An 11,743-nucleotide genomic window follows, 5' to 3' on the forward strand; every position below is an offset into this window, starting at 1 on the left:
TTATGGAAATCTAACGGTATCGAAAGAGGATGCCGTTTTTTTGCTGCATACTTGAAAGATGCATGGGGAACGTTAAAAGAAATATTGAAGGAGGCTTCACCCTTATGCAGCAAACAGACATCCTCGGCAAGGCGGATGCTTAGAAGACAGGTGCTGGTCACATGCGAAGAATCTGCCGACTATGGGGAAGCCTACCCGTCAATTTATTTCGTCGGAAAACGGGTGATTGTGATCATGAAATGGAATGGCACACCGGAACGTTGGCCCATGAAAGGAAAAGTGGAAGCGGACCGCAGCACGAAGCAGCTGTTGCAGAGAATTCGTCCAGGCAGCATAGCCGTTATCGCGCACGACGATTTGGACGAGTTGGCGGTACGGGGATTAATCGCTGCCAAGGTTAAGGCGGTGATTAATACAGGCAAAACCACTACCGGCACCTTCGCAAGCCGGGCGGGCTTATTGCTTCTTGATGCAGGGCTGCCGCTGCTGGAAACGGCTCCGGAATTCTTCGAGCTTTTAAGCGGAACCCCCGAACTCGTCATAACCGAGAACGGCATCGATCTGGGCCATGCCTTCCTTCCCTGCAAAAGATTCACCAGACAAATGTGGCTGGAGGCTTATCGTGCCGCACGAAAAGCGGAGCCCGTTCGGCTCCGGGAATTTATCGACAACACGCTTCGGTATGCCAATCAAGAGAAAGATTGGCTGATTGACCCGCTCACCTGCCTGTCTCTCCGAACGAAGCTGAAAGGGAAGCACGCCCTTATCGTCGTTAGGGGAAACGGATATAAGGAAGACCTGGCGGCTTTACATGCTTACATACAGCGAGAGGATCCGGTGCTCATCGGTGTCGATGGCGGAGCTGACGCGCTGCTTGAGCTCGGGTACGCTCCGCGGCTGATTATCGGGGATATGGATAGCGTGACGGATCGGGCTTTATGCTCCGGTGCCGAGCTTATCGTACATAGCTACATCGACGGAACAGCTCCAGGCTTGGAACGGCTGCACAGGCTGCATTTGTCGGGAGTGCTTTTGCCAAGCGGCGGGACCAGTGAGGACGCTGCGCTGTTGCTGGCTTATGACGGGGGATGCGAACAAATCGTTGCCGTCGGCCTGCACAGCCATATGCAGGATTTTCTTGAGAAAGGCCGTAAAGGCATGGGAAGCACTTGGCTTGTACGCATGAAGGTAGGCAGCAAGCTGATTGACGCCAGGGGAATCAGCCGGCTGTACCCGAACGGCGAGACAATGAAACCGCTCAGAATCGGCAGGGCTTGGCAATCTTTTGTTCGATCCTGGTTCTAGATTTACAAGGAGGGGCGAATGTGACGACACTTGTATCCGTCATTATTCCCGTTTGGAATGGAGCGGAACGTCTTCCCGCAACGCTGAAGGCGGTGGACCGGGTCATATCAACAATAGAAGGGGCGAAGCCCCGCGCGCTTAAGTTTCAGCTTATTGTCGTCGATGACGGAAGTGATGATGACACTAGAGCGGCTGCTTATCCGTGGGCGGATCTGGTTATCGGTTTTCCGGTTAACAGAGGGAAGGCGGCTGCGATGTCAGCGGGCTGCCGGGCTGCCGGGGGAGAAATTTTTGTATTTCTGGATGCGGATTTGGGAGAAACCGCAGCCTGCTTTCCCGTATTGTTGGAACCGTTAGTCCAAAATCAGGCCGACTTGACGGTTGCACGTCTTCCGCAGGTCAACAAGCCTGCAGGCTTCGGACTGGTAAAAGGTCTCGCATCGCGCGGAGTGAAAGCTTTAAGCGGTTATTCATCGTTAGCCCCGTTATCGGGTCAGCGCGCGGTAAGGGCGGAAGTATGGAAGCGCTGTGGACGTGTTTACACCGGATTTGGGGTAGAAGTAGGCATGCTGATCGATACCGTCAAGCTCGGTTATCGTGTGATGGAGCTCGCTGTGCCTTTTGGCCATAGGGAAACAGGAAGGGATTGGGGCGGCTTTGTGCACCGCGGCAAACAGTTCGTTGCCGTCGGTCTCGCGTTATGGGAATGCTGGAGGAAACCGGTATGTTGACTGGTTTTGTCCTGGAGTGGATTTTGCCCGTAACGGCACTGTTAGCTATCGGCCGTCTGCTTATGCCCGGCAGCTTGCGGTTTTTGCAGGAGCACGGGATTACCGAACGCAACTATACCGGGGACTCCATTCCTACAGCCGGGGGGCTGCTCATCTGGCTTCTTCTTCTGGCCAGTTTTGTCATAGACAATTTCACCGGCATTTGGAATCCGGATGCGGTATGGGTGCTCTCCCTGAGCATCATTTGCTTTGCGGGTTTTTTAGACGATGTGAAGGGCGATAAGCGAACCAAAGGCATACGCGGCCACTGGCTGGCGTGGAAGAGAGAACGCAGCATCACGACCGGAATCCTGAAAGCCGCGGCGGCCGGCCTGGCCGGTCTTCTTGTTCTGCTGCCGGACCAAGACAGCTTGTGGGACCTGCCGCGCCAGCTCCTGCTCGTGCTCCTCGCAACGAACGGCGTTAACTTGTTTGATGTCCGTCCCGGCAGGGCGTTGAAAATGTTTTTCTTTTTCATGGGGATGATCGGCTGGAGCAGCTTTCTTATGGCAACAGATGCAGCCCCGGGAGGGGCGCAGCTGTGGCATAATCTGGCGCCGGTCCTTGTCGGCGCGCTGCTGCTTGCTCCGCTTGACTTGAAGGGGCGGATCATGCTTGGCGATACCGGCGCCAATCTGCTCGGCTTTGCGCTTGGCATCGGCATCGTAAGACTGACGCCGGAGCTCTTTCAAGGGGCTGCCCTTGCTGTGTTCGTCGCCTTGCATATGTTAACGTGGCGCCGCTCTTTAAGCAGCTTGATTGAGACAAACCGGTTTTTGCGCTGGCTGGACGGCGCCGGACGGGAACGGGTATAACGAATGAAGGGACAGCCTTGTACGGCTATCCCTTTTTACGTTTTTCCCGAAATCTGGGGGCGACATAATTGTGCTTGCGGTCGCGAAAAAAAATCCATCCTCCGATAAAGGCGACCCCCACTCCGAATAAAATCAACCCGAGAATCATCTTGCCCCAGAGAATTCCCGGATCGGCAGCCGTTTGATCGAATTGGGCGAACCAGGCATCCTTCATGGCCAGAAATCCGTAGGTCGCCATCAGGCCCGGAATGACCAACAGCAGCATGGCGATAAATCGGTATAAGGTGACTTTCATGTGCGGCTCCTTCTTTTTCCGATAAAACGTTCTATGTCATTAACGTTACCATAACTTCAAGAACATTTCATGCCTTTTCACAAATTGGACTATATTTCTTGAGACGAATATGGTTAAAATAGAAGAATCATAGTTTCGGAGGGAATATAATGACGACGCATGCTTTTGATATCGTAGTCCTTGGCGGAGGCATCGGTGGTTATTCGGCAGCGATTCGCGCTGCTCAGCTTGGAAAGAATGTGGCCATCGTCGAACGGGACAAGCTGGGCGGAACCTGTCTTCACCGCGGCTGTATTCCGAGCAAGGCGCTTTTAAGGAGCGCGGAAGTGTATGCAGCGATGAAGGAAAGTGAGCGATTCGGGATTGAGGCCGACGGAGTCCGGGTCGATTTCGGAAAAGTGATCTCCCGCAAAAACGGGATCGTTGAACAGCTGCATAACGGACTTCAATATTTAATGAAAAAAAATAAAATTACCGTATATTCAGGAATAGGCAGAATCATCGGCCCTTCTATTTTCTCGCCGCGCAGCGGCAGTGTATCGGTGGAGCAGGAGGACGGGGAAATCCTGACGCTGGTGCCGGAGAAGCTGATTATTGCCACAGGTTCGCGCCCGCGGAGTCTTCCGGGTTTGGATACGGACGGGGTTCGCGTGCTGAACAGTGACGATGCCCTTCGTCTGGAGAAGCTTCCGGCGTCGGCTGTGATTATCGGCGGAGGCGTGATCGGAGTGGAATGGGCATCCATGCTCAGCGATTTCGGCGTTCAGGTTACGGTTGTGGAATATGCGCCGAGGCTCCTTCCGGGAGAAGACGAGGAGGTATCGCGCGAGCTTGAACGTCTGCTTAAGAAACGGGGAGTAACCGTAAGGACCGGCGCCAAGGTACTGGCCGATACGCTGCAGAAGAGCGATTCCGGAGTACAGCTCGCCGTTGAGCACAAGGAAGCGCGGCATATGCTGGAAGCGGAGATCGCACTCGTGTGCGTGGGACGTCAGGCCAACGTCGAAGGGATCGGCCTGGAGAATACCGACGTCAAAGTTGAAGGCGGCTATATTCGTGTCAACGACGTGATGCAGACGGCGGAGCTGCACATTTATGCGGTGGGGGACTGCGTCGGCGGCTTGCAGCTGGCTCATGCGGCGGGCCACGAAGGCATCGCCGCGGCTGAGCATATATGCGGGCATACAGTCCATCATTACGCTTCCCACCAGATTGCACGCTGCGTGTACTCGCGTCCGGAAACGGCGAGCGTCGGACTTACCGAGCGGCAGGCGATAGAACGCGGTCATCAAATCAAGACCTCCAAGGTGCACTTTAAGGCCCTTGGCAAGGCGCTCGTTTACGGAGAAAGCGACGGTTTTGTGAAGGTGATTGCCGACTCTGCAACAAATGATATACTGGGTGTGCACATGATCGGTCCTCATGTAACCGATCTGATTTCGGAAGCGGCGCTGGCGCAACTGCTTGAGGCGACGCCTTGGGAAGTCGGACAAACGATTCATCCGCATCCGACCTTGTCCGAAATATTGGGCGACGCCATGCTGGCCGTTGACGGGAAGGCTATTGTCGTTTAATCGTACTTGAAATATTGAAATTGTGTTCATAAACCAAACGGTTTATAATATATATAGTGTCAAGTACTAGCACCTGGTAATAATATTAGGTGATGATGATAAGGAGGCGTCTGCCCCATGTCCATCGGACAAATAACCAAACATCGGCAGCTTGGTTTGAGCGACGATCAAATCATTGAGATGTACACATATATGCTGAAGGCCCGAATGTTCGACGAGAGAGGGTTTGTTTTGCAGCGTTCCGGGAAAATTGCGTTTCACGTATCCGGCATCGGACAGGAAACGGCGCAGGTGGCTGCCGCATTCGCGCTGCAAAAGGGAAAAGATTATTTCCTCCCTTACTATCGCGATTACGGATTCGTTCTAACCATCGGAATGACGCTCAGGGAGCTTATGCTTTCGGTCTTCGCCAAGGCTGAAGATCCGAACAGCGGCGGCCGGCAAATGCCGGGGCATTTCAGCCATAAGAAGCTGAACATCGTCACGGGGTCAAGTCCGGTAACGACGCAGGTGCCGCATGCCGTAGGCTTTGCGCTGGCTTCAAAGATGAAGCGTCAAAACTTCGTATCGTTCGTGACATTCGGAGACGGTTCCAGCAACCAGGGCGATTTTCATGAAGGCTGCAATTTTGCAGGCGTACATAAGCTGCCGGTTATTTTCATGTGCGAAAACAATCAATATGCGATTTCGACCCCGCTTCACAAACAGACGGCCGGAAGCATTGCGGAACGGGCTGTCGGCTACGGATTTCCAGGTATCAAGGTAGACGGCCGGGATCCGCTGGAGGTGTACCGCGTGGTCAGGGAAGCACGCGAGCGGGCCATTCGCGGTGAAGGGCCGACATTGATTGAAGCGGTCATGTACCGCATCCCGCCGCATTCTACTTCCGATAACGATCTGCTTTACCGGACCAAGGAAGAAGTCGAGGAGAATCGTGCCAAAGACGGTCTCATTGGATTCAGGCGGTATATGATCGAATGCGGTGTATGGAGCGAAGAACGGGATGCCGAACTGATGGAGCAAATCAAAGCGGAACTGACCGAGGCGACGAATTACGCCGAGCAAGCGCCGTTTCCGAAACCGGAAGATACGCTGCGGCATGTGTATGCCGATTCAGGGGAGGTATAATCATCGTGGCCGTCATAACCTATTTGGAAGCCATTCGTACGGCAATGAAAGAAGAAATGGAACGGGATGAAGATGTGTTCGTTCTCGGCGAGGATGTCGGCAAGGGCGGCGTCATGAATGCGACCAAAGGGCTGCGCGACCAGTTCGGGGAAGAACGCGTAATGGACACGCCGCTGGCGGAATCGGCCATTGCAGGAGTGGCGATTGGCGCGGCGATGTACGGCATGAAGCCTGTAGCCGAGATGCAGTATGCGGACTTTATTTTTCCTGCTACGAACCAGATCATCAGCGAGGCGGCTTTGATCCGCTACCGCTCCAACAACGATTGGAACTGTCCGATCGTCATACGCGCGCCTTACGGAGCGACAGGGGGTGGGGCCCTTTACCATTCGCAGTGTCCGGAGTCCGTATTTTTCGGCATTCCCGGATTGAAGATCGTTGCCCCGTCTACCCCTTATGATGCCAAAGGATTGCTCAAAGCGGCGATTCGTGATACTGATCCGGTTCTCTATTTCGAGCATAAAAAATGCTACCTGGGAATCACGGGCGAGGTGCCGGAAGACGATTATATCGTACCGATCGGCAAGGCCGACGTGAAACGGGAAGGCACCGATATTACGGTGATTTCCTACGGACTGACCGTGCAATATGCGATGAGAGCGGCGGAAGAGCTGGACAAGGAAGGCATCAGTGCGCATATTCTGGATTTGCGCACCCTTCAACCGCTTGATAAAGAAGCGATTCTGAAAGCAGCAAGCAAAACCGGCAAGGTATTAATTATTCATGAAGACAACAAAACCGGCGGAGTCGGCGCGGAGGTTTCCGCGATCATCGCGGAAGAGCTTCTGTTCGAGCTCGATGCGCCGATCATGCGGCTGTGCGCGCCCGATGTGCCGGCTGTAGGGATGAATCCTCCGATGGAGAAATTTTTCCTCTTGAATACGGATAAAATCATGGAAGCCATGCGGAAGCTGGCATTGTTCTAAGGCAGGCAGCGAGCCCTTTGAAGCTGACGTATTTAGCCGTCCTCCAGGCCGGCGTTTTCATAGGAGGTTATGCAGCATGAAGGAGAACATGAAGGGGACTGAAGTTACCGTTCCCCATTTGGCAGAGAGTCTGGTGTCGGCGACGATCGGCAAATGGCTTAGGCAGCCCGGGGATTACATAGCGCAATATGATGTGCTTTGCGAGCTGATTACGGACAAGGTAACGGTAGAGATGCCTTCGCCCATTGAAGGCAGGCTCGTTCGGCTTTTGGTGGAAGACGGGGCCACGGCGGCGGTGGGAGAAGCGATCTGTATCATTGAGGAGCCACAGCAGGCGGCGGACGGCGCCGCAGCAAACGGCGCGGCACAAACGGAACAGCCGGGCACTTTATCACGTCCGGCGGCGGAAGCCCAAAATCCGGGGTTGGGCGGCCGTTTCTCTCCGGCGGTGCTGAAGCTGGCGGTCGAGCACGGTATCTCTCTTGGCGATGTGCAGGGAACGGGGTTGGGCGGCCGTATTACCCGCAAGGACGTTGAAGCATTCATTGCTTCCGGGCGTGCAGCCGTCCCGGGATCTGTCATGCCGGCAGCCGAAGCGAATAAGGCCGCAGCTGCCGCAGCCGCAGTCGAGGGGGTATTTATTCCCGAGCCTCCGAAGGTGCCTGTCCGCTCGACTGGCATTCATTTGTCGGAGAATCCGCCATTACCGAAGATCGAGGTGGAAGGACATTCTCTGGAAGGCCGCGGAGAATATTTGATCGACGTGACGCCGATCCGCAACACCATCGCGAGCCGAATGCGTCAAAGCGTGACGGAAATTCCTCATGCATGGACGATGATCGAAGCGGATGTCACGAACCTGGTGCTGCTGCGCAACAAGGTCAAGGATGAATTTATGAAGCAGGAAGGCATCAACTTGACTTATCTCGCGTTCCTGCTTAAAGCGGTTGTGAGCGCCATTAAGGATTATCCGATCATAAACTCGGTTTGGGCCGTCGATAAAATCATCGTCAAACGGGATATCAATATTTCCCTTGCCGTAGGCACTGAGGATTTCGTGGTTACGCCTGTCATCAAGAAGGCTGATCAAAAAAATATTGCCGGCCTTGCCCGGGAAATCGACGAGCTGACCCGGAAGGGAAGAACCGGCAAGCTGACGCTTAACGATTTGGAAGGCGGCACGTTCACGGTCAACAACACCGGTTCGTTCGGATCGATTCTTTCCTATCCGATTATCAACTATCCGCAAGCTGCGATTCTAACCTTCGAGTCGATCGTAAAGAAGCCGGTCGTTATTCAGGACATGATCGCCGTTCGTTCCATGGTCAATCTATGCCTGTCCCTTGACCACCGTATTCTGGATGGGGTGATCTGCGGCCGGTTCCTGCAGCGTGTCAAGGAAAATCTGGAAGCTTATAACCAGGATACGAAGCTATACTAGAACTTGCTTGGCAACAACATTCTATAGCAGCATCCCCACGGTGAAGAGCAGCGTGGACAACAGCATGGATATGATCATCACATATACGATAATCTTGAAAATAAGTTTGTTTTGCATAAGATTCAACTCCTGTTCATGGGAATACTATAATGATATTGTAACTCATGCGTAGATTGGAGGAAAGCGAATGATTAATCAAGAGCGATTAGTGGCTGAATTTATCGAGCTTGTCCAGGTAGATAGCGAAACGCGTCATGAACAGGAAATCAGCCGGGTGCTGAAAGAGAAGTTCGCAGCGCTCGGCCTTAAGGTGGAAGAGGACGATACGGCGGCCCAAACGGGTCACGGATCGGGCAACCTGATTTGTACACTGCCGGCATCGCCGGGCAAGTCCGCGGCGGCCAAGCTTTTCTTCACCTCGCATATGGATACGGTCACTCCGGGCAAAGGCATTAAGCCCCAGATCGGCGAGGACGGGTACATACGCAGCGACGGGACGACCATTCTCGGAAGCGATGATAAAGCGGGATTGGCTGCAATGCTGGAAGCGATCCGTGTGCTGAAGGATAACCAGATCGAACACGGTCAAATCCAATTTATCATTACGGCCGGAGAAGAATCAGGCTTGCTTGGCTCCCGCGCCATGGACGCCAAATGGGTGGATGCGGACTTCGGCTATGCGCTGGACTCCAACGGTGAGATCGGGGCCATTGCCGTTGCCGCTCCGACCCAGGCCAAGGTGAACATCACCTTCTGGGGACGTTCCGCACACGCGGGGGTGAATCCGGAGGACGGGGTCAGTGCGATTACGGTGGCCAGCAAAGCGATCTCCCGCATGCCGCTTGGCCGAATCGATAAAGAAACAACGGCCAACATCGGCCGCTTTGAAGGCGGTGTGGAGGGAGCAACCAACATCGTAGTCGAGAGGGTTCGACTGGAAGCCGAAGCTCGCAGCATTACACAGGAGAAAATGCTTGCACAGGTGGAAAGAATGCGCAAAGCGTGCGAAGATGCGGCTGCGGAGATGGGGGCGAAGCTCAACTTCCAAAGCGAGGTGATTTACCCCGCCTACATGTATGACGAATCGGCTCCGGTCGTCAAGCTGGCAATGAAGGCACTCACCAACTCCGGCTGCACTCCGCGCACCTTCCATTCCGGCGGCGGCAGCGATGCCAACATGTTTAACGGCATGGGAGTTCCGACCGTTAATCTGGCGATCGGGTATCTGGACATTCACACCACGAAAGAACGCATCGCAATAAAAGACCTGGTAAAAACTTCCGAAGTGGTAGTAAACATTATTCAGGAAGTTGCTAAGGGACCATAAAGCCGTCTTGGGAAGAACCACTCGCATGAAGAAACGTGCCGGGTGGTTTTTTTATGGATTCTCCGACGTAAGTTGTATTGTAGGAGGTGTTCCAATGGGTTTGATGATGAAGAAGGGGGTTGTTACGGATGCGGATGGTCATGAGGCATTGCCGGACGCTAAAATTCAAATCGTTGAAGTAAGGCAGCCCGATGGGGTGACGGCCCGGGCTATTCACGATTTGTCCGTCTTTCCCAGGCTGGCCGTAGGGGATACCGTGCTGATGAATACGACGGCAGAAGAGCTTCAATTAGGCACGGGCGGCTACCATTTTATTCATGCGGTACTTGAGCCATCTATGGAAGCAGCGGAACCGGGACCGGGCCATATTATGAAATTGCGCTACACGTCGCTGCAGCGCGCGGTGCTTGCGGCAGAAGAGCCTGATAGTCCGCATCATGAGACGCTGGCCGGCCGCAGGACGCTGGAGGGGATGCCGGTGCTTCTGGGGGAACTGCACAGTATGCTGCCTGTGGCGGTATGCTGGCTGCGTCATCTGGCCAATCAAGCGCAGCCCGGGACCAAAGAACTCAGGATTGCGTACATCATGACGGACGGCGGTGCTTTGCCGCTTTCTATCAGCCTGCATGCCGCCAGATTATGCGGCCTGGGCTGGCTTGCCGGTACGATTACCTACGGTCACGCCTATGGCGGGGATCTCGAAGCCGTCAATAAATATACGGCGCTGCTTGCAGCAAGACATATTCTGCAGGCCGATATCGCCATAGTTATTATGGGTCCGGGGATCGTTGGGACAGATACCGTTTACGGGTACAGCGGGATGGAGGTCGGAGAGCTGATCAACGCTGTCCATGCCCTCGGAGGAACGCCCGTCGCCATTCCGCGGATCAGCTTTGCCGATCCCAGGGAGCAGCACCGGGGGATCAGCCGGCATACGCTGACGGCACTAGCCGTCGCTGCCCTGGCACCATGCAGCCTGCCGCTGCCGCTGCTCCGGGATCCCGGGAAAATCATGCTGCTGAAACGGCAGATGCAGCAGTATGAGCTCGACCGGCTGCACCGCGTTCGCTGGACGGAAGCTCCCTCCGTGGATGAATTGGATGCTGCGCTGGAGCTTTACGGCAGGCCGGTCACTTCGATGGGAAGGGGATTACGTGAAGACCCTTCGTTTTTTGCAGGAGTTTGCGGTGCCGCTTCCGTTGCCTATCGGCAATGCTTGTATGGACAGGACAGACAGGACGAATAAGCCGGTTCTTCAGCTCAGCGGCGCTTCTTGCGTTCAAAAATGCGGTTAAAGGCTGATCGGCCGACAAGGTTCCCAGCATCATTTTCAAATATTGTCTTACTTCCCATGCCTTGCCTACAAGACGCAGCTGACCGTTGCCAACATAGGTTTTCATAGTGTTTTCCCCCAAGCTTTGATAGGTTGATATAGTTCACCTTATGCGAGAGAAAAAGCGAGTATGACTTGAATTCATGGTATAATAAATCGATGTCTTATAATAAAATAACCAAATGGTAAGAAAGGAATCCGGTCATGACTTCAATTTCCCATAAAAAATTTGAAGAGGTCACTATCTCTACCCGATCTGTATTCCAGGGAAGGATCATTTCTCTCCAGGTGGATACCGTCAAGCTGCCGAACGGGTCGGAGGCGACCCGCGAAATTGTGAAGCATCCGGGAGCCGTGGCCGTACTCGCCATCACCCCCGATGATCGGATGCTTGTCGTAGAGCAGTACCGCAAGCCGCTCGAAAAAAGCCAGATTGAAATCCCCGCAGGTAAATTAGAACCTGGCGAGAAGCCGGAAAACTGCGCCCGTCGGGAACTGGAGGAAGAAACCGGCTACACCAGCGCTTCGCTTCAGCTTCTAAGTTCATTCTATACATCTCCCGGCTTTGCCGATGAGATCATTCATCTGTATGTAGCCCAGGGCCTGACCAAAGGGGAGGCCCAACCGGATGAGGACGAGTTCCTTGAGATCGAAGCCATTACGCTCGAGCAAGCGCAGCAGTATATGGCTGAAGGGCGGATCAGCGACGCGAAGACGATCATGGCGATATATGCCTGGCAAATGTATAAACTGACAGGGAAGTTCTGAT

Annotated in this window: 13 protein-coding genes; 10 read left to right on the forward strand and 3 right to left on the reverse strand. The window is 54.1% G+C overall.

The annotated features are described in order from the left end of the window. The first annotated feature begins 51 nt into the window (after positions 1-51). Genes steA through BLT35_RS00440 form a run of 3 tightly spaced genes read left to right on the forward strand, consistent with a single transcriptional unit; the run spans position 52 to position 2,890 of the window. Positions 52-1,305, forward strand: a complete 1,254-nt coding sequence (steA, locus tag BLT35_RS00430) for a putative cytokinetic ring protein SteA (RefSeq protein WP_254777482.1) — start codon at positions 52-54, stop codon at positions 1,303-1,305. A gap of 20 nt (positions 1,306-1,325) precedes the next feature. Next, positions 1,326-2,036: a glycosyltransferase family 2 protein gene (locus tag BLT35_RS00435; RefSeq protein ID WP_054817762.1), complete on the forward strand. Its 711-nt coding sequence runs from the start codon at positions 1,326-1,328 to the stop codon at positions 2,034-2,036. Further along, on the forward strand, positions 2,030-2,890 hold the full coding sequence (locus tag BLT35_RS00440; RefSeq protein ID WP_062408925.1) for a hypothetical protein: 861 nt from the start codon (positions 2,030-2,032) through the stop codon (positions 2,888-2,890). The genes BLT35_RS00435 and BLT35_RS00440 overlap by 7 nt, the downstream gene beginning before the upstream one ends. A 25-nt stretch (positions 2,891-2,915) precedes the next feature. Here BLT35_RS00440 and BLT35_RS00445 read toward each other — a convergent pair whose 3' ends face one another. Further along, a complete protein-coding gene (locus tag BLT35_RS00445) occupies positions 2,916-3,185 on the reverse strand; it encodes a DUF2627 domain-containing protein (protein WP_062408924.1) in 270 nt (89 codons plus the stop codon). A gap of 149 nt (positions 3,186-3,334) precedes the next feature. Here BLT35_RS00445 and lpdA point away from each other — a divergent pair, with 149 nt between their 5' ends. The 4 genes from lpdA (at position 3,335) to BLT35_RS00465 (ending at position 8,314) form a co-directional block, all read left to right on the forward strand. Next, positions 3,335-4,759 carry a dihydrolipoyl dehydrogenase gene (gene lpdA / locus BLT35_RS00450; RefSeq protein ID WP_062408923.1) on the forward strand — a complete coding sequence of 475 codons (1,425 nt, stop codon included), beginning with the start codon at positions 3,335-3,337 and terminating at the stop codon, positions 4,757-4,759. Positions 4,760-4,876: 117 nt separating this feature from the next. Further along, positions 4,877-5,887 carry a thiamine pyrophosphate-dependent dehydrogenase E1 component subunit alpha gene (locus BLT35_RS00455; RefSeq protein ID WP_054817765.1) on the forward strand — a complete coding sequence of 337 codons (1,011 nt, stop codon included), beginning with the start codon at positions 4,877-4,879 and terminating at the stop codon, positions 5,885-5,887. A gap of 5 nt (positions 5,888-5,892) precedes the next feature. Next, complete coding sequence (locus BLT35_RS00460) at positions 5,893-6,873, forward strand: alpha-ketoacid dehydrogenase subunit beta (RefSeq protein ID WP_062408922.1); 981 nt, start codon at positions 5,893-5,895, stop codon at positions 6,871-6,873. A gap of 76 nt (positions 6,874-6,949) precedes the next feature. Beyond that, positions 6,950-8,314 (forward strand): dihydrolipoamide acetyltransferase family protein, encoded by a 1,365-nt coding sequence (locus tag BLT35_RS00465; RefSeq protein ID WP_062408921.1) that lies wholly within the window; start codon positions 6,950-6,952, stop codon positions 8,312-8,314. Positions 8,315-8,335: 21 nt separating this feature from the next. Here the strand turns inward: BLT35_RS00465 and prli42 are convergent, their stop codons facing one another. Next, the gene (gene prli42, locus BLT35_RS26690) at positions 8,336-8,431 is read right to left on the reverse strand and encodes a stressosome-associated protein Prli42 (RefSeq protein ID WP_149917076.1); all 96 of its coding nucleotides are present in this window, start codon (positions 8,429-8,431) and stop codon (positions 8,336-8,338) included. A 70-nt stretch (positions 8,432-8,501) separates the two neighbouring features. On the opposite strand from prli42, the gene BLT35_RS00470 reads away from it, so the two are divergent. Together BLT35_RS00470 and BLT35_RS00475 are read left to right on the forward strand one after the other, a co-directional pair. Then, positions 8,502-9,641: a M20/M25/M40 family metallo-hydrolase gene (locus tag BLT35_RS00470; protein ID WP_062408920.1), complete on the forward strand. Its 1,140-nt coding sequence runs from the start codon at positions 8,502-8,504 to the stop codon at positions 9,639-9,641. 94 nt (positions 9,642-9,735) lie between these two features. Continuing rightward, the gene (locus BLT35_RS00475) at positions 9,736-10,887 is read left to right on the forward strand and encodes a DUF3866 family protein (protein WP_074726786.1); all 1,152 of its coding nucleotides are present in this window, start codon (positions 9,736-9,738) and stop codon (positions 10,885-10,887) included. Here the strand turns inward: BLT35_RS00475 and mciZ are convergent. Continuing rightward, a complete protein-coding gene (gene mciZ, locus BLT35_RS27865) occupies positions 10,772-11,041 on the reverse strand; it encodes a Z-ring formation inhibitor MciZ (RefSeq protein WP_074726787.1) in 270 nt (89 codons plus the stop codon). The genes BLT35_RS00475 and mciZ overlap by 116 nt on opposite strands. A 137-nt stretch (positions 11,042-11,178) precedes the next feature. Between mciZ and BLT35_RS00485 the strand changes: the two genes are divergently transcribed. After that, positions 11,179-11,742 carry an NUDIX hydrolase gene (locus tag BLT35_RS00485; RefSeq protein ID WP_062408918.1) on the forward strand — a complete coding sequence of 188 codons (564 nt, stop codon included), beginning with the start codon at positions 11,179-11,181 and terminating at the stop codon, positions 11,740-11,742. The last annotated feature ends 1 nt before the right edge of the window (position 11,743 follow it).

Origin of the sequence: Paenibacillus naphthalenovorans, from assembly GCF_900099895.1 — a bacterium.
Classification (GTDB): Bacteria; Bacillota; Bacilli; order Paenibacillales; family NBRC-103111; genus Paenibacillus_G; species Paenibacillus_G naphthalenovorans.

What these genes read in the sequence shown, in the direction of transcription:
- BLT35_RS00440 (WP_062408925.1), top strand. Translation starts at nt 2,030, where the DNA reads ATGTTGACTGGTTTTGTCCTGGAGTGGATTTTGCCCGTAACGGCACTG.
- BLT35_RS00445 (WP_062408924.1), bottom strand. Translation starts at nt 3,185, where the DNA reads ATGAAAGTCACCTTATACCGATTTATCGCCATGCTGCTGTTGGTCATT.
- lpdA (WP_062408923.1), top strand. Translation starts at nt 3,335, where the DNA reads ATGACGACGCATGCTTTTGATATCGTAGTCCTTGGCGGAGGCATCGGT.
- BLT35_RS00455 (WP_054817765.1), top strand. Translation starts at nt 4,877, where the DNA reads ATGTCCATCGGACAAATAACCAAACATCGGCAGCTTGGTTTGAGCGAC.
- BLT35_RS00465 (WP_062408921.1), top strand. Translation starts at nt 6,950, where the DNA reads ATGAAGGAGAACATGAAGGGGACTGAAGTTACCGTTCCCCATTTGGCA.
- prli42 (WP_149917076.1), bottom strand. Translation starts at nt 8,431, where the DNA reads ATGCAAAACAAACTTATTTTCAAGATTATCGTATATGTGATGATCATA.
- BLT35_RS00470 (WP_062408920.1), top strand. Translation starts at nt 8,502, where the DNA reads ATGATTAATCAAGAGCGATTAGTGGCTGAATTTATCGAGCTTGTCCAG.
- BLT35_RS00475 (WP_074726786.1), top strand. Translation starts at nt 9,736, where the DNA reads ATGGGTTTGATGATGAAGAAGGGGGTTGTTACGGATGCGGATGGTCAT.
- mciZ (WP_074726787.1), bottom strand. Translation starts at nt 11,041, where the DNA reads ATGAAAACCTATGTTGGCAACGGTCAGCTGCGTCTTGTAGGCAAGGCA.
- BLT35_RS00485 (WP_062408918.1), top strand. Translation starts at nt 11,179, where the DNA reads ATGACTTCAATTTCCCATAAAAAATTTGAAGAGGTCACTATCTCTACC.